Annotated in this window: 18 protein-coding genes; 2 read left to right on the top strand and 16 right to left on the bottom strand. The window is 59.9% G+C overall.

Features of this window, described 5'->3' with window-relative positions:
- Positions 1 to 3 precede the first annotated feature (3 nt).
- From R6X40_RS24455 to R6X40_RS24425, 7 genes are all read right to left on the bottom strand, one after another.
- A complete protein-coding gene (locus tag R6X40_RS24455; RefSeq protein WP_318416914.1) occupies positions 4 to 1,005 on the bottom strand; it encodes a 4-hydroxyproline epimerase in 1,002 nt (333 codons plus the stop codon).
- A gap of 15 nt (positions 1,006 to 1,020) precedes the next feature.
- The gene (locus R6X40_RS24450) at positions 1,021 to 2,262 is read right to left on the bottom strand and encodes an FAD-binding oxidoreductase (RefSeq protein WP_318416912.1); all 1,242 of its coding nucleotides are present in this window, start codon (positions 2,260 to 2,262) and stop codon (positions 1,021 to 1,023) included.
- Positions 2,262 to 2,984 (bottom strand): amino acid ABC transporter ATP-binding protein, encoded by a 723-nt coding sequence (locus R6X40_RS24445; RefSeq protein WP_318416910.1) that lies wholly within the window; start codon positions 2,982 to 2,984, stop codon positions 2,262 to 2,264. The genes R6X40_RS24450 and R6X40_RS24445 overlap by 1 nt, the downstream gene beginning before the upstream one ends.
- On the bottom strand, positions 2,977 to 3,630 hold the full coding sequence (locus tag R6X40_RS24440) for an amino acid ABC transporter permease (protein WP_318416908.1): 654 nt from the start codon (positions 3,628 to 3,630) through the stop codon (positions 2,977 to 2,979). The genes R6X40_RS24445 and R6X40_RS24440 overlap by 8 nt, the downstream gene beginning before the upstream one ends.
- A 12-nt stretch (positions 3,631 to 3,642) precedes the next feature.
- Positions 3,643 to 4,308, bottom strand: a complete 666-nt coding sequence (locus R6X40_RS24435; protein WP_318416905.1) for an amino acid ABC transporter permease — start codon at positions 4,306 to 4,308, stop codon at positions 3,643 to 3,645.
- A 68-nt stretch (positions 4,309 to 4,376) separates the two neighbouring features.
- On the bottom strand, positions 4,377 to 5,183 hold the full coding sequence (locus R6X40_RS24430) for a transporter substrate-binding domain-containing protein (RefSeq protein WP_318416903.1): 807 nt from the start codon (positions 5,181 to 5,183) through the stop codon (positions 4,377 to 4,379).
- Between the two features lie 171 nt (positions 5,184 to 5,354).
- Positions 5,355 to 6,872, bottom strand: coding sequence for an aldehyde dehydrogenase (NADP(+)) (locus R6X40_RS24425; protein ID WP_318416900.1), 1,518 nt, complete (start codon positions 6,870 to 6,872; stop codon positions 5,355 to 5,357).
- Between the two features lie 138 nt (positions 6,873 to 7,010).
- Here R6X40_RS24425 and R6X40_RS24420 point away from each other — a divergent pair, with 138 nt between their 5' ends.
- The gene (locus R6X40_RS24420; RefSeq protein WP_318416897.1) at positions 7,011 to 8,045 is read left to right on the top strand and encodes an Ldh family oxidoreductase; all 1,035 of its coding nucleotides are present in this window, start codon (positions 7,011 to 7,013) and stop codon (positions 8,043 to 8,045) included.
- A gap of 103 nt (positions 8,046 to 8,148) precedes the next feature.
- Here the strand turns inward: R6X40_RS24420 and R6X40_RS24415 are convergent, their stop codons facing one another.
- Both R6X40_RS24415 and R6X40_RS24410 read right to left on the bottom strand, forming a co-directional pair.
- Positions 8,149 to 9,108: a dihydrodipicolinate synthase family protein gene (locus R6X40_RS24415; RefSeq protein WP_318416895.1), complete on the bottom strand. Its 960-nt coding sequence runs from the start codon at positions 9,106 to 9,108 to the stop codon at positions 8,149 to 8,151.
- A gap of 122 nt (positions 9,109 to 9,230) precedes the next feature.
- The gene (locus R6X40_RS24410; RefSeq protein WP_318416892.1) at positions 9,231 to 9,935 is read right to left on the bottom strand and encodes a GntR family transcriptional regulator; all 705 of its coding nucleotides are present in this window, start codon (positions 9,933 to 9,935) and stop codon (positions 9,231 to 9,233) included.
- A gap of 252 nt (positions 9,936 to 10,187) precedes the next feature.
- On the opposite strand from R6X40_RS24410, the gene R6X40_RS24405 reads away from it, so the two are divergent.
- Positions 10,188 to 11,219: a trans-3-hydroxy-L-proline dehydratase gene (locus R6X40_RS24405; protein ID WP_318416889.1), complete on the top strand. Its 1,032-nt coding sequence runs from the start codon at positions 10,188 to 10,190 to the stop codon at positions 11,217 to 11,219.
- 137 nt (positions 11,220 to 11,356) lie between these two features.
- On the opposite strand, the gene R6X40_RS24400 is transcribed toward R6X40_RS24405, so the two are convergent.
- The 7 genes from R6X40_RS24400 to R6X40_RS24370 all read right to left on the bottom strand — a co-directional run bounded on the left by R6X40_RS24400 (position 11,357) and on the right by R6X40_RS24370 (position 16,819).
- Positions 11,357 to 12,658 (bottom strand): MFS transporter, encoded by a 1,302-nt coding sequence (locus R6X40_RS24400; RefSeq protein ID WP_318416887.1) that lies wholly within the window; start codon positions 12,656 to 12,658, stop codon positions 11,357 to 11,359.
- Complete coding sequence (locus R6X40_RS24395) at positions 12,655 to 13,332, bottom strand: FadR/GntR family transcriptional regulator (protein WP_318416884.1); 678 nt, start codon at positions 13,330 to 13,332, stop codon at positions 12,655 to 12,657. Before R6X40_RS24395 ends, R6X40_RS24400 begins: the two co-directional genes overlap by 4 nt.
- Positions 13,333 to 13,483: 151 nt before the next feature.
- Positions 13,484 to 14,209, bottom strand: a complete 726-nt coding sequence (locus tag R6X40_RS24390; protein WP_412178452.1) for an RES family NAD+ phosphorylase — start codon at positions 14,207 to 14,209, stop codon at positions 13,484 to 13,486.
- Positions 14,179 to 14,592, bottom strand: coding sequence for an MbcA/ParS/Xre antitoxin family protein (locus tag R6X40_RS24385; protein WP_318417003.1), 414 nt, complete (start codon positions 14,590 to 14,592; stop codon positions 14,179 to 14,181). Before R6X40_RS24385 ends, R6X40_RS24390 begins: the two co-directional genes overlap by 31 nt.
- A gap of 94 nt (positions 14,593 to 14,686) precedes the next feature.
- On the bottom strand, positions 14,687 to 15,154 hold the full coding sequence (locus tag R6X40_RS24380) for a DoxX family protein (protein WP_318417002.1): 468 nt from the start codon (positions 15,152 to 15,154) through the stop codon (positions 14,687 to 14,689).
- 45 nt (positions 15,155 to 15,199) lie between these two features.
- The gene (locus R6X40_RS24375; protein WP_318416879.1) at positions 15,200 to 15,955 is read right to left on the bottom strand and encodes a DNA-binding domain-containing protein; all 756 of its coding nucleotides are present in this window, start codon (positions 15,953 to 15,955) and stop codon (positions 15,200 to 15,202) included.
- Between the two features lie 9 nt (positions 15,956 to 15,964).
- The gene (locus tag R6X40_RS24370; RefSeq protein ID WP_318416877.1) at positions 15,965 to 16,819 is read right to left on the bottom strand and encodes a DUF692 domain-containing protein; all 855 of its coding nucleotides are present in this window, start codon (positions 16,817 to 16,819) and stop codon (positions 15,965 to 15,967) included.
- Positions 16,820 to 16,846 lie beyond the last annotated feature (27 nt).

Below are 16,846 nucleotides of genomic sequence, written 5' to 3'. Positions count from 1 at the left end.
CACTCACTTGACGACGAAACCGTGGGCGAAGGGATCGCGGTCGTCGATGAAAATCGTGTTGATTCCGGTCATACGCGCCCAGCCGGCGATCGAGGGGATGATCGCGTCGCGCCCGGCAACCTTGGTGGCCGCTTCAACCCGGCCCTTAAACAGCGAACCGATGATCGACTCGTGGATGAATTCATCACCGACGGCCAGCTTACCCTTGGCCGCGAGCTGCGCCATGCGTGCCGAGGTTCCGGTGCCGCAAGGCGATCGATCGATGGCCTTGTCGCCGTAGAACACGGCGTTGCGGGCATGCGCGGTGGCGTCGTTTGGCTTGCCGGTCCACTGGATGTGGCTGAGGCCCCGGATCTCGGGATGCTCAGGGTGAAAGAACTCGTATTTCTCGTTCAGCGCAGCCCGCAGCTTGGGGCTCCAGCCGATGAGCTCGCCTGCCGTGTGATCAGCCATATCGCGGAAATTCTTCTGCGGTTCGACAATGGCGTAAAAATTGCCGCCATAGGCGACATCGACCACGATCTCGCCCAATCCCTCGACCTCTGCCGTCAGGCCTTCGGCATAGAGAAAACCGGGTACGTTGGTGAGCCGGACTTCCTCGACGAAGCGGCCTTCCTGGCGATAGGTGATATCAACCTTGCCGGCCGGCGCGTCGATCGACAGCTTGCCGGGCTCGCGCGGCATGATCAGGCCGTTTTCAATCGCCATGGTGATAGTGCCGATTGTGCCGTGGCCGCACATCGGCAGGCAGCCGGAGGTCTCGATGAAGAGAACCGCGACGTCGCAGTCGGCGCGGGTCGGCGGATAGAGGATCGAGCCAGACATCATGTCATGGCCGCGCGGCTCGAACATCAGGCCTGTCCGGATCCAGTCGAATTCCCGCAGGAAATGGGCCCGCTTCTCCAGCATGTTGGCGCCCTCAAGGCGCGGCCCACCGCCGGAAACGAGGCGGACCGGGTTGCCGCAGGTGTGCCCGTCAAGGCAGGAGAAGGTGTAGGTGGCCATGGTGAAAGACCTTTGTCAGAAGCGTTGAGGCGAAAGGGATGCAATGTCGATCGGCGGTGTTTTATCAGTCAAGAGATCAACGACCAACCGGGCCGTTCCGGCCGATTGTGTCAAGCCGAGATGACCGTGCCCGAAGGCGTGGATGACCCGCGGCGTTGCCCTGGAGCGGCCGATGGCCGGAAGACTGTCGGGCAGCGAAGGACGGAAGCCGAACCATTGCGTGCCGCCTTCGGTCTTCAGCCCGGGAAGAAAGTTCTTGGCTTTCTTCAACATGGCCTCGGAGCGGCGGAAATTCGGCGGCAAGTCCAGTCCGCCAAGCTCCACGGCGCCGCCAACGCGGATGCCCGTCGACAGGCGTGTGACGACAAAGCCATGACCGCCGAAGGTAATCTGTGTTCGCACGTCGAACGCATCGGCCGGTAGCGTCGTGTTGTAGCCGCGCTCGGTTTCCAGCGGAATGCGCTCATCGAGGCTGCGAGCGATGCGGTGGGAAAAGGCGCCGGCCGATAGCACGACCTGCAGCCCGTGACGAGTTTCGCCGCCCTCGCTCAGAACCTCGACTCCCCCCTCGACCGGCCGCAGCGCGGTGACGTTGGTGCGCTCCAACAGGCCACCCTGGCTGCGAAAATAATCCGCCAGTGCGAGCGTGTAGAGTTTTGGGTCGGCAATCGAGAACCAGCCAGGCGTGAAGGTGCCATGGGTGAACCGTGGGTCGAGCCCCGGCTGGATATCGGCCATACGGGAGGCATCGACATGGTGGAATTCGATGCCGTGCGCTTCGCGGACCTTCCATCCGGGTAGCGAGGCATTCAGCTCCGCTTGGCTTTCGTAAACCTGCAGATTTCCATCCTTGCGCAGCATGGGCAACGTACCCGTCTGCTGCAGGAACGGCTCAAGCTCGGTTTTGGAAAGGTCCATCAACGCGGTCTGCACGGTCGTGGACCTTGCAACCTGATCGGGCGAGCAGGCGCGCCAGAAGCGGAACATCCAAGGGGCGATCTTGAACGCGTAGGCAGGCGGAACCGACAGCGGCCCGAGTGGGTCGAGCAGCCATTTCGGTGCCTTTTTCAGAATTCCCGGCGAGGCAAGCGGCAGGATATCCGTGAACGCGAACGCCCCGGCATTGCCGGCGGATGCGCCAGCTGCCGGGCCTTCGCGGTCCAGCACGGTAACCGTCATCCCCCGGGCCTGGGCAGCGATCGCCACGGACAGCCCGACGACGCCGGCACCGATGACAATGACGTCCGGATGCGCCATTAGCGAACGCTCGCGAGAAACGCCTGAGTATCGGGATGTTGCGGCGCGCCGAAGAGCTGATCCGGCGTGCCGATTTCGGTCATTACCCCATGATGGAAGAAAGCGACTCGATCGGACACGTCGCGGGCAAACGCCATTTCATGGGTGACGCAAATCATCGTCATGCCCTCTTCCGCGAGCATTTTCAGCGTGTCGAGCACTTCGCCGACCAGCATCGGATCAAGCGCCGAGGTGACTTCGTCGAACAGCATATATTCCGGCGACATTGCCAGTGCCCTGGCAATTGCCATGCGCTGTTGCTGGCCGCCCGACATGCGGTTCGGATAGACCGACAGCTTTTCGGCCAAGCCGACATGGGTCAACTGCCTGACTGCGATCTCCTCGGCTTTTTCCTTCGCAAGGCCCAGCACCTTGCGCGGTGCCAGCATGACGTTTTCCAGGACCGTCAGATGCGGGAAAGCGTTCCATTGCTGGAAGACGATGCCGACCTTGCGCCGCAGCTTGTTGAGATCGGTATCCTTGGCATGGACGACCGTGCCATCGATGGTGATCTGACCCGCATTGATCGGCTCGAGCCCGTTAATGCAGGTCAACAGCGTCGACTTGCCCGATCCGGAACCGCCGATAATGGTGACCACCTCACCCTTGTTCACGGTGAGGTTGATCCCCTTCAAAACCTCCAGCGTGCTGAAGGATTTGCGAACGTCTTTAATTTCAATCATTGGGGGACCACCGTCTTTCGAGATACCCGCCAAACCGGGCGATGGGGAAGCTGATGACGAAGTAGATTACGCCGCAGATCAGAAGGATGAACAGCGGCTCCTGCAGGCGGGTGACGAGGATTTGCGAGGCACGCAGAAGCTCGATCAGGCCTAGCCAGAGCACCAGTGCTGAATCCTTCATGACGCCGAGCGTCAGGCCGATCCACGCAGGAAGCGAAACGCGGGTCGCGAGCGGTGCTACGATGTATCGCATGTCCTGCCACCAGGTCATGCCGAGCGAGCGGGCCGCGCGGCGTGTCGTCGCTGGAACGGCACCGATGCCGCCGCGGACGATTTCCGAGCAATAGGCTGCCGTATAGAGCGACAGCACGACGCAGGATGTGGTGAAAGGTGCCCAGCCAAGTTTGGCGATGGCTTGAAGTGCATTGCCAAGCACGAGCTGGATCAACAGCGGCACTGAACGGAAGATGTCCAGCACGAATGTCAGCGGGGCGGACCAGATGGCGCCAAGCTGAACACGAAGAACACCGAAGAGAATGCCAAGCACGGTTCCGGCCGTTACAGACACAGCAGTGACCGCAAGGGTCATCGCTGCGCCCTGCGCCAGAAAGGCAAGGTCACTCCAGGAGAGGGCGGTATCAAACATTTCTCACCTCTCTCAATATCTGAACATGCGCGCGGCAACCAGACGGGCGGCCAGCGTCACGAGTTTCGCGATGATGTAGTAGATCACTGCAGCAAGGGCGAAGAATTCAAAGGTGCGGAACGATCGTGCATTGAGTTCCTGAGTGATGCCTGCAAGATCGGTGTTCATGCCAACCGTTACGCCGAGCGACGTCATCAGGATGGCCCAGACCATCTGGTTGGTGGCCGGCAGGAAGGCAACACGCAGCATCTGCGGCAGGACGATCAGCCGGAAAGCCTGGATCGGTGTCATGCCAAGCGAACGCCCGGCGCGCGCCTGGGTGTCGGGAATGGCTTTCAGCGCACCGCGGAAGTTTTCCGCCAGATAGCCTGCATTGTTGAAGGCAATCCCGATCAGAAGCGCCGTATAGGGGCTGAGATGGATGCCGAAATTGCCGAGCCCGAAATGCGCCATGTAGATCTGAAACAAAGCGGGCGTATTGCGCGCGATTTCCACCCAAGTGGTCGCAAACCCGCTGAGGATACGACTGCCGGACATGCGGAATGCCATCAGGGTCAGGGCAAGCGCCAGCCCGAGGACCATGGACAGAAGCGCGATCTGCAGCGTGACCACAGCGCCGTCGAGCATCTGCGGCAGCGCCTGTAAGGCCTGGTTCCAGTGAAATGTGTAATTCAACATCGCCGTTTCATCTCCTGAAGAAGGACAGCGGCGCGGGTATTTCCCGCGCCGCCAGCGAAACGATTTGATTAGCGATAGACGCCGTTGACCGAAAGGTTCGGTGCCTCGCCGCCGACCCACTTCTCATAGAGCTCAGCATAACGGCCGGTGCGAACCTGCTGGTTGATGAAGAGGTTGAGGAAGTTGATGAGGCCGTATTCCTCGCGGTTGGTGAACAGCGCGACATAGTCGATGTCGAGCGGTGCCTTGCCGACGACTGAGATGCCGGGGAACTTGCCGGTCTTGACGTTGGCCTGTGCCACGGTCGAGGTGGACACAGTCGCATCGAGCTGACCTTGGCTGAGTGCCAGGAACACGTCCGCCTGCGTCTGGTACGGGCGGAATTCGCCAGTGCCCCAGGCCTTGACCTGTTCTTCCAGCGCAATGGCTTCGTAAGTGCCGGCAGTGGCGCCGACGACCTTGCCCTTCATGTCTTCAAATGACTTGACGCCCGATTTCTCGTTGGCTGTCACGGCCATTTCAAAGGCGAAGTAAGGGATCGTCATGCCGACAGTCTTGGCACGCTCGAGCGTGTCGGAGGTCGAGGCAACACCGACATCAACGCGGCCCGACATCAGCGCAGGAATACGCTCAGGGAATGGGGTTTCGACGATTTCGGCGGTGACGCCGAGAGCCTTGGCCAGATCGTTGCAATAGTCGACATCGAAGCCGATGGCGTTGTTGCTTTCGTCACGCGCGCCCATCGGCGGAAAATCCAGCACAACGGCGCAACGCAGTGTTCCCGAGGCGATAATATCGTCCAGCTTGTCGGCGTGAGCCTGGCTGGTCAGAGCGGTTGCGGCCAAGAGGCTGAACGCGAGGACCGAAAATTTCATCTTAATCTCTCTCCCTAGATTGATGTGCCGATCTGCGGCTGAGGCACTATTTCGATTCCCAGTCCGCAAATCAATCACAAAATACAAGACGTATACAAAAAGTACGCAAAAATGCGTATTTTCCAATTTCCGCGCAATAAACGCCAAGGGGAGCCCAGTCTCGCCGCACTATTATTTTAGCAGATCCTTGGGTAGTAGCGCCTCCGGCAGGTTCTGATAGGAAACGGGACGCAGGAAACGGCGGATCGACATGGTGCCGACACTGGTCGCGCCGAAGTTGGTGGAGGCTGGATACGGGCCACCGTGGACCATGGAATCGACCACCTCGACACCGGTCGGGAAGCCGTTGACGAGAATGCGGCCAGCCTTCCGCTCCAGCAGTGGCAGCAGGCGTTTCGCGGCCTCGATATCGGCGTCATCCATATGCAACGTCACTGTGAGCTGGCCTTCGATCTGCCGTGCAACGCTTTCCATTTCTTCCTGCGAGTTCACCCGCACCAGAAGGCCAAGCGGACCGAAGACCTCTTCGCTCAGCGCATGATCCGACAGGAACCGCTCACCCGTCGTTTCAAACAGGTTGGGGGACGCGGCGCGGCCGGACGATTCCGTGACCAATAGCGGCTCCACGGTGTTGCGGGAGGCAAAGTTCGCCTGCCCGTCATGATAGGCCTTGGCAATTCCATCGGTCAGCATGACCTGCGGGGCAACCTTGCCCAGTGCCTCCACCGCTGCCGCTGAAAACCGGTCGGCATCGGCACCGTCGATGACAACGGCAACGCCGGGATTGGTGCAGAACTGCCCTGCGCCCATGGCAAGCGAACCTGCCCAGCCCTGGCCCAAAGCCTCGGCTTTTTCTGCTAGTGCCGAAGGCAAAAGGAACATCGGGTTGACGGAACCGAGTTCACCGAAGAACGGGATCGGTTCTGGCCGGGCAGCGCAAAGATTGAACAGTGCGCGGCCGCCGGCCTGCGAACCGGTGAAGCCGACCGCCTTGATCAGGGGATGCTGCACCAAGGCGTGACCCACGTCGCGGTTGCCGCCCTGAATGAGCGAGAAGACACCCGGATGAACGCCGGTGCTGCGAATGGCCGCGTCGATGGCCTGGGCAATGATCTCGCCAGTGCCCGGATGGGCCGAATGACCCTTGACGACGACCGGGCAACCAGCCGCGAGCGCTGCGGCCGTATCGCCACCCGCCGTGGAGAAGGCCAGCGGGAAATTCGACGCGCCGAACACAGCAACCGGGCCGACGGGCCGCTGCATCAGCCGGATTTCAGGGCGCGGCGCCGGCTGGCGATCCGGTAATGCTGCGTCGAAGCGGCGATCCAGATAGTCACCGCTCTCGATGTGGCTGGCAAACAGCCGCAACTGACCCGTCGTGCGGCCGCGCTCACCAATCAGGCGGGCCTCGGGCAGACCGGTTTCCTGGCTGCCAATTTCCGTGATCTGGTCGGCGCGCGCGTCGATCTCATCGGCAATGGCACGCAGGAAAGCCGCACGCGTGCTGCGGTCTGAGGCGCTAAAGCTCCAGAAGGCGGCCTCAGCAGCCTCGCAGGCGCGGTTGACCAACTGTGCGGTTCCGACGGCGAATTGGTGCACGGGGCCATTGGCCGGCGTGGAGGCAAAGGTACCGGCGCCGTCCAGCCATTCGCCGGCGACGAGGTGTTTTCCGGTGGGGATGAAGGGCATGGGCAGATCCTTTTCTCTCAAACAGGTGCACGCGGCAGATATGCCGGGCCGGATTATGTCTGCCGATATTGTATACTTTTTGTATGCAGGGTATCAACCCATTTGGATGTTACTGCGCCTAAAAAGGAGGGGCACACCATGAGCGATACCCACACCCTGACGATCGCCGGACTGGAGGAGCGCGTAAAAGCCATCTTCATCAAGGCTGGGCTGAGTGCTTTACAAGCCGCTGCCATTACCCGGGTGATTGTTGCCGCCGAACGGGACGCTTGCAAATCCCACGGCATCTACCGGATCGAAGGCGCGCTTCGCACCGTCAAGGCTGGCAAGGTCAACCCCGTCGCCAAGCCCGAACTGCTGCCGCAAAGCCGTTCCGCCGTCGTCAAGGTCGATGCCAAGGGCGGCTTTGCCAATGCAGCGTTCGAACTCGGTCTTCCGGTGCTGGCCGAGCGCGCCCGTTCCAGCGGCATTGCAGCCCTCGCCATCAATGACTGCACCCATTTCTCAGCACTCTGGCCGGAGGCAGAGGCGCTGACGGAGCTTGGACTTGCTGGCATCGTCATGTGCCCCAGCTACGCCACGGTCGCACCGAGCGGCGGAACGAAACCGCTACTCGGTACCAACCCTCTCGCCTTCGGCTGGCCCCGTGTTGGAAAGCCGCCCTATGTTTTCGACTTCGCAACATCGGTCGCGGCGCGTGGCGAGATCGAGCTGCATAGGCGGGCTGGGAAAGCCCTGCCGGAAGGTTGGGCGATCGATTCCGAGGGCCAGCCAACCACCGACCCGGAAGCAGCACTTTCCGGTGCGATGTTGCCGTTCGGCGAGCACAAAGGCTCGGCAATTTCGACGATGATCGAGCTTTTGGCCGGCATCATGATTGGCGATCTGACCAGCCCGGAAGTGCTGGAAGCGCTTGGCTCGACAGCACTTGCGCCCGCCCATGGCGAGCTGATCATCGCCTTCTCCCCGGAAGGTTTTGGTGCTGATCGTCCAGTAAATCCGTTTGCCCGCGCCGAAGTCCTCTTCGAGGCCATGGTCGGCCAGGGTGCCCGTCTGCCCTCGCAGCGGCGCTACGCCGCCCGCGCGAAATCTGAGGCCGGCGGTATCGTCCTGTCCGCTTCGGAGATGGAACAGCTCGACCGGCTGCACACGCTCGGGCTGGACGCGGTTTAACGCCGCCCCGGCATCGGCCTGCGCAATGGCACCGCAGGCCTCACAAATGCAAAAGGCCCTCCGATTGCTCGGAGGGCCTTTGTCAATTCAGGAGAGATTAAGCTCAGCCCTTGTACTTCTGGACCGCGCCAGCGAGCTTGCTCCATTCGGCATACCAGCCGTTGAACAGCTTGAACTGGGCTTCGACATAACCACGCTGGCTGTCGGTGAGTGCGTCCGATGCGTTGAAGTGCAGCGCGTATTCCTTGTCGCCCTTCATCACCATCATGTGCTTGAAGTAGAGAACGAGGTCCGGACCTTCGTCGAAGGAGGACAGAACGGCAAGTGCCTGTTCCAGCTCCAGGGCGCGCAGGCGCGCATCGGCGTCACCTTCGGCAGCAGCCTGCGACAGGTTGCAGAGGTGAATGACTTCCTTCGGCAGAACGTTGCCGATACCGGTGATGGCACCGGTCGCACCGCAGTTGACGAAGCCGTGGAAGACGGCGGTATCAACGCCGATCATCAGGGAGACGCCGTCCTGGCTGGTAATGTGCTCGGCTGCATAACGCATGTCGGCCGGGCCGCCGAATTCCTTGAAGCCGATCAGGTTCGGATGTTCAGCGCGCAGAGCGAAGAACAGGTCCGCGCGGGTGGCAAAACCATAATAAGGGCTGTTGTAAATCACGGCCGGAAGGTCTGGTGCTGCAGCTAGGATCGCCTTGAAGTGGGCCTTCTGTGCAACAACGGAAGAACCGCGCGACAATACCCGCGGGATAACCATGAGGCCCTGCGCGCCAACGGCCTGCGCATGGGCTGCGTGTGCGACAGCCAGTTCGCTGTTGACGGCGCCAGTGCCGACGATCACAGGCACACCGGCTTTCACCAGGCGCTCGACGCCTTCCATGCGCTGCGCATCGGTCAAGAGTGGCCAGTCACCCATCGAACCGCAATAGACAACGGCAGACATTCCCTGCGCAATCAACTCTTTTCCCTTGCGCACGAGGGCGTCGAAGTCCGGGGTACGGTCTTCTTTGCAAGGGGTCATCAGCGCGGGGATCACGCCAGAAAAGATTTTGGCCGTCATAACAAACTCCTTTTGACCTTGCCGGACAGGCAGAGAACGGCGCGCACCTTTGCAGCTCCAATCCTGTGCCTCTGGAGCCATATTGCACGTTGTATTTTATTTGTCGACAAGAATTTCTCTCATCACAGCGTCATGTCGAGCCTGTCTTGGCGGGCAAACAATTTCTGGATTTGCTGAACGATCTGCTCCGCGTGTTGTCTGGCCAAGCGGTCAGCCTCTTCGACATCGCGGTTGGCAATGACGGCAATCATGACATCGTGCTCTTCAACGAAGCGTTGCGGTAGCCGGTCGTCGTAGGACTGATAATACAACCGCAACATACGCCGTCCCTCATCCAGAAGCCGGTTGAACAGCCCGGTGAAATACGGATTGCGCCCCGCGTCGGCGATGGCTGAATGGAAGGCTGCATTGGTGGCGATCATCGCCAATGCGTCCTGCGCCTGCACGGCGGCAGCGAATTCGGCCTGATGGGCGCGGATGACTTCCAGGTCTTCCGGCCTGTGATACTGAGCTGCCTGTTTCGTCGTGACGCGGTACATCAAGACAAGCGCATCGAAGAAGGTGTGCATGTTGAGGAAGTCGATATTGGCGACCATCGTCGACCGGTTGGGCAATGTGTCGATCAGTCCCTCGCCTGCCAGCCGCACCAACGCTTCGCGGATCGGTGTGCGCGACATCTTGAAGCGTTCGGCCAGTTGCACCTCGTCAATCGGACTGCCGGGCGGCAGTACAAGGTCGAGGATCTCGTCACGCAAGAGGTCATAGACCATCTTGACGCCGGAACCGCGCTTGCGTTCGGGAAGGGGGCTGGTGTCGATATCTGTCATGTCTTCAATCCTTTGTCGACAAAAGGAATACTTTTCCCTGAAGGCGGGATCAACCGTTTCTGGCAAGTTGGGCGGAAATGACGAAATAAATCTGGCGGCGAGGCATTCCCAAATTAGGAGGAGATTGAAAATACAAATTGTATATTTGATTTAATTTTCCTATCACTCGAATTGCCATGCGGCATCGGGGCGGAAAAACAGTCTCATTTTGCCGTCATGGGGCAGTTAAAAGGTTTTCTGGAGGAGAGAGCGATGCGCAGCAGCAAGGTAATCCATATCGTTTCCTGCCACGCCGAAGGCGAGGTCGGGGATGTGATTGTCGGTGGTGTTGCGCCGCCTCCAGGAGCGACCCTGTGGGAACAGCGGCGGTTCATCGCCGAGGATCAGACACTGCGCAATTTCGTCCTGAACGAACCGCGCGGCGGCGTGTTCCGGCACATCAACCTGCTGGTCCCGCCAAAAGATCCACGCGCGACGATGGGCTTCATTATCATGGAGCCGGAAGATACACCGCCGATGTCGGGCTCCAACTCGATCTGCGTTTCAACCGTGCTGCTCGACACTGGCATTGTCCCGATGCAGGAGCCGGAAACCAGAATGGTGCTCGAAGCGCCGGGCGGCCTGGTGAATGTCGTCGCCGCCTGCCGTAACGGCAAGGCCGAGCGCATCACCGTCACCAACGTGCCGTCCTTCGCAGCCCGACTCGATGCCAAGCTCGAAGTGGAAGGCCTTGGCACCCTCACGGTCGACACCGCTTACGGTGGTGATAGCTTCGTGATCACCGACGCCCGCACGCTCGGTTTTTCGGTCACCCCTGACGAAGCACGGGAGCTGGCCGAAACCGGTATCCGGATCACCCGTGCAGCTAACGAACAACTCGGCTTTTCCCATCCGGAAAATGCAGACTGGAACCACATTTCCTTTTGTCAGCTGACCCTTCCCGTGGAAGAACGCGACGGCATCCTACATGGGCGCAACACCGTCGTGATCCAGCCGGCCAAGCTCGACCGCTCTCCAACCGGCACCGGTTGCTCGGCCCGGATGGCGGTGCTGCATGCGAAGGGGCAGATCAAGATCGGACAGATGTTCCGCGGCGAATCGATCATCGGCTCGCATTTCGACTGCCAGATTGTCGGCGAAACGACGGTGGGCGGACAAGCGGCGATCATACCCGAAATCTCAGGCCGCGCCTGGGTGACCGGTACCCATCAGGTCATGCTTGACCCCGCCGATCCATGGCCGGCCGGCTACCGGCTCGCCGACACCTGGCCACGCAAACAGTAGATTGTCGTCGCTATAAACTGAAAACTGTCCGGACGGTGGCGACGCAGAGTGCGTGCACCTGCCCGGAGCCGATATTGCGAGCCCAGTATCGTAAGGACGAAGGAAATGGCTTGTCGCAGGCATTGCGCCATGGGGTCTTAGGTATTAGCCCTGAGCGGGACCTCGATCGTCCGGGCTTTGACATGTGCCGTGCGCCCGGCACCCCAACCGGCAATGCCGGCGCACAGCCCAAGCGAAATGAAGAGAATGGCGCTCGCGCCAAAACTTCCCGTCCAGGAATGGATGAGGCCGACGATCAGAGGCCCGATCGCTGCAAGCAAATAGCCGACGCATTGCGCCATGCCTGACAAGTGGGCTGCGACATGTGCATCAGGTGATCGCAGGACGATGATCGTCATCGCAACAGCAATGAGCCCGCCCTGTCCTATCCCCTGCAAAGCCGCGCAAAACCAGACTATGGACAACGGAGCAAACAGCAGCCCGAGCAGGGCGATGACGGCTGCAGCAAGAAGGGCCACGACGACGATCCGCTGATCCCGGCAACGCACGGCGATATGGGGGATAACAAGGCAGGCCGCGGCCTGGATCATGACCGATACGGACACGACGGCGCCCGCTGTAATCCCGTCGAGCCCGCGCTCGCGCAAAATCGGGACCAACCAACCAAAGACCGAATAGGCAAGTGCCGACTGAAAGCCCATGAACAGCGTAACCTGCCACGCGAGCGGATCCCGCAAGAGACCCTGAACGCGAAATCCCGATTGCTTGGGACGGCGGCTCAGCCACAACGCCTGCGGCAGCCAAAGCAAGAAAACAAGTAAGACAGGGAGCGCCCATGCACCCAGTGCCGCCGAAGCCGAGCCATCGAGAAAATGTTCAATCGGCAAGGTGAAACCGGCCGCTGCTGCTGCACCGGCGCAGAGCGCCATCGTGTAGAAGCCGGTCATCAGGGCCGTTTTGTCGGCGAAATCGCGTTTGACAAGGCCCGGCAGAAGCACGTTTCCGACGGCGATGCAGGCACCAGCGAGCGCCGTCCCGAAAAACAGTGCAGGAATGGAATTGAAACTGCGAAGAACGGTTCCAAGCGCCAGCAGCGCAAGCACACCAAGAAGGGTGCGTTCCGCACCGATCTTCTGGGCTAGGCGTGGCGCAAGCGGAGAAAAAAGACCGAGGCAGACGACTGGCAGGGTGGTGAGGAGACTGAGACCGGTCGATGACAGACCGAACGTGCGGCCGATTTCAGGAAGCAGCGCAGACGCGCTGGAGAAGACGGGTCGAAGATTGAATGCGATGAGCACGAGGCTGGCGCCAAGCAGGAAGCGCGAAATGGCGCTCGGCGGTGCGATAACACGCGGCTGCGGTACACTATCGACCTCTGCGTCGATCAGCGGGTCATCACCATGTTGGGCGGGGTTCAACGGTTTCTGGTGGGCTGTCATGATAAGAGCATTCTATCCAACGTGGCCAATATCGGCGCCATGAAGCGGCGTGTTGCCGCATCGGCTTGATCCGGAGAGCCCGATGCAATGGCATCAATGATATCGGCATGGGCCTGCATATCGGGCTCGGGTAGCTGGTCGCCGAGTGTCGCTTCAATCGTTTCCCTGATCGACGCGGAGAAGAATTCGTAGATTTCGACCATCGCCTGGTTGCCAGAAGCAGCAATGACGGCTTTGTGGAAGGAGAGATCGCGAACGACATACTCCGCGCGGTCGCCCTCCCCACTCGGCCCACGATGGGCAAGGAGCGCGCGTAACTCGGTGATGATTTCCGGTGTATGACGGATGGCAGCCAGCCGTGCGGCTTCGACCTCGAGGCCACACCGTGCCTCCAGAAGGTCCTTTAGGCTGGCACTTCGGGCGCGCGAAAGGGTTTCATCGGGATCAATCTTGGAGCGAACGTAAGTGCCGGAACCCTGGCGGGTTTCCAGATACCCCTTGGCCACTAGGACACGCACGGCCTCGCGCACAGTGCCGCGGCTCACTGATAGCACGGAGGACAAGCTGGCTTCATTCGGCAACCGGCCGCCGACCGGCCAGCGACCCGCGTGGATTTCGGCCCGGATGGCTTCAACCGCAGTGTCGGCAAGATTGGTTCGAGAGAGAGGTCGCATCGCACTATTCATAAAGTCATCGGATGACTTTATGAATAGTGCGACGGCTGACGCGCGTCAATTGACTTGTTGTGCTTCTTCGGTATTTGGCTTGCTGATCGATGCGTTCCGCCCGATTGTCATGCGGGGCTCACAGTGTTTGTTCTGCCGGCTAACCTGTGACCGACCGCACAAAGCCGGTGTCATGCTCGCGCACAAAGTCGACCCGAGAGCCATTCCAATGGTAGCAGTAATGTCGTCCCTGAACCGGAATTGGGATGACGTCCGGCCAAAATATTCCAATGCAACGACCGCCGGCCATACGAACGCTGTCCCAAACCAAGCCATTACTTCCAGTGCTGCGGAGGCGACTTCCTTCCATCCGAGAAGGGCCATAGTCAGCGGGATGCAATAGGTTGGGTGCATCGCCGATGTCATCGAGCTCGCAGTCCACGCTGCCTTTCAGGACACGAAAGTGAGAGGTCCAGCCAGCACTTTCATTCGTCGCACGCATGAACTGTTCATGGTGATGAATGGTCTCCGCTACTGCGACATCTTCCCTGTTGCCTGCATAATAGATGCCGTAGCTTCCATCGGTGAAACGCCCCGGCCTCAACGTGGAGCAATGGACGAACGGCGCCATGAGGTAACTCGCGCCGGGGCCTGAAACGCGCCGTGCCAATGGCACCTTGCCGAGCTCGCCAATCTCAAAACGGATACGTGGGTTTGTCTTCTCCTCGACAGCAACCAGCGCTTCCCAGTCATGGGGATCGGCAATGTCCTCAAAAAGATCGATAGGGGGGTAAATCGACCGGATGACGCGAAAGGTTTGAGGCCAAGTGACGCGAACGCGGATTACAACTTCGCTTACCACGCCCCCCTCTCCGCATCGAGCCATTCACGCATTGCGGCGATATCCGACAGCTCTCCACGAAGCATGAGCGCCAATGCCGTCTCACCGGCAAAAGCGGTATTGGGTTTGCGAAGCCAATCGTATCCACGAACAGGCTCCTTGAAAAGGTAGCGGAGCCCTTTGTGAATACCCATCAAATGGGCCATTCTCATTCTGAGATCCCGATCGATCCTGCCAATCTTGCCGTCTTTCCAGCGGGCCCAGGTTCTGGACGACATGCCGCCAAGAAGAGTGCATGCCTCTACGTCCGACACATCCCAAACCTTGAAAAGGTTCATAGTGGTGCGTGCGAGCGCGCCTGCTTCTTCATCCGTGATAATGCTCGAATGCGCTGACGCGGGCGTGGCTAAGACAGGCTCAAACAACATCATATTCTCCTTTTGGCATAAATATATCATTTAAATGCCAAATGGCAACGCGTTATCGCGGCCTCGGAGTGGTGACAACTTTCCGGCGCCTCAGTCATACCTTTCCTTCACCCATCGCCATTTTCCGGGCGATTAGATGATCGATCGAGAAGGTGCCCGGTCCTTTGGCAATTAGCAGCAAAAGGCATGCGGCCCAGGTGCCGTGGGTTGGCCAGGCGCCAGGATAAACGAAAATCTCGATGACCAATGTCATGCCAAGAAGGGCGAGTGCGGCAAACCGGCTTGCAAAACCGAGCACCAGCAATAGCGGAAAAAAATGTTCGTTGAAGGCTGCCAGATGCGCGGCAAGCCACGGATCGATCAAGGGTAGCTTATATTCATTTTCGAACAGATAGATGGCACTGTCGTTGACGTGCCAGCCATCGACCTTGGTCTGCCCGGATTGCCAGAAGACGGCCCCGATCGACAGGCGGGCGATCAACGCCGTCAGGTCGTAGGGAATACGTTCGAACATCCCGATGAGATTGCGGAAGCGGTTGATGAGCGGGCGGGATGGTCCCATCGCCGTGGCGATCATGTCCTGCATGGTTCTTCTCCTTGGCTTGGTTCAGCGAATGGCGATAAAGGCACCGGCTTGCAAAACTCCGGCGAGATTGGCGGACAGATCAAAGGCCTCGGTTTGGGCGATCGCGGCCTGGAAGGCGGTCCCGAGCGATGCGCCAGTCATCAGTGCACTCATGAAGATGGCACCGCCGGGCGGCAGTGTTTGAACATTGACGGTCATCTGCGGGCGCACGATCAGTGCGTCTTCCGCGATCCAGTTTTCTATCGGCTCAAGTGGCAGATCGCCGGCATTCATCGCCCAGATCGTCACGACCGGATGAGGCGAACGGAGGATCCCGAGCGACGGATGTGGTTCGAACATCACGGATGCGAGCTCCTCCGGCGGAACGGCCGCTAAAAGGGTGGGGTCGAGCGGCACACAATCAGCCGCATGGTAGGCCCGGCCGCGCGCGGCTTCGAGCCGGATGACATCTGCCAGATAGGGCAGCTCCGATGCCGGCTCGAAGGTCTCGACGAAATCACCGAAATCGTCGCCATAGTGGAGAAGCAGCGGCGATCTCGGCGGGAAAGCCGCGACGAAAATGCGCGCCATCCCGATAAAGAAAGCCTCGCCGACTATCTGTCCCGCGACCGGAAAACGCGAGGCAAGCGCACCGGACAGGCCGACAGCAACATTGTTGCGGTAAACATCAAACCGGCGTTGTGGTACTGGCAGGTTCCAAGAAGTTAAGCCCTCTGGAACGGCCAGCGCATCATCGCGCAGCGCATCGGCAAAGCGGCTTTGGGTGGCAATGGACATGACAGTTCCTCACGCCGCTCTGCGCTTAGCTATATGATCGATGGTGCTTTGCGCGGCCACGGCCTCGCTGCGCAAGACCGGCCAGTCCGGCACATCATTGCCCCATTCGATCAGCGTCGCGACCGGTCCAATGCGGCCAAGCAATTCTCCGTAAAGCGCCCAGACCGGGTCTTTGACCGGCGTGTCGTGACTGTCGATCAGAAGTAGAGCGCCCGCATCGTCGATGGTTTCGGAATGGCCGCTCAGATGAATTTCCCTGACGGCCTGAACCGGGAAATCGGCGAGATAGGCGCGCGGATCGAGCTTGTGGTTGGTTGACGCGACGAAGACGTTGTTGACATCAAGCAGCAAGCCGCAACCGGTGCGCTTGACGATCTCGGACAGGAAAGCTGTTTCCGGGATCGTGCTTTCCTCAAACAGAAGATAAGTCGCCGGGTTTTCGAGCAGCATCTGGCGGCCGAGATGGCTCTGCACCTGGTCGATATGCTCGACGATGCGGGCGAGCGTTTCCTGTGTATAGGGCAAAGGCAGCAGGTCGTTGAGGAAGACCTCGCCATGGCTCGACCAGGCGAGATGTTCGGAAAAGCTTTCCGGCTCGTAGCGATCGCAAACCGTCTTCAATAGGGTGAGGTGCTCAAGGTTGAGTGGCTGCATGGAGCCGATCGACAGGCCGACCCCGTGAATGGAAAGGGCATAGTCCTCCCTCAGCCGGGACAATTGCGCATGCGGCGGCCCCCCTGCCCCCATATAGTTCTCGGCGTGTACTTCGAAGAAGCCGATAGGCTGGGCGTCCGCATTGATTTCGGCAAAATGTTCGGGCTTAAAGCCGACGCCGGCGCGGAGGGGAAGTTGCGAGCGTTTCATGTCACACCTCTTGGAACCTGGCATAAG

It is taken from the genome of Rhizobium sp. PL01 (assembly GCF_033447125.1).
Classification (GTDB): Bacteria; Pseudomonadota; Alphaproteobacteria; order Rhizobiales; family Rhizobiaceae; genus Pararhizobium.
Note: the sequence above shows the minus strand (reverse complement) of the source record. Positions and strands in the feature narration are given on the sequence as shown.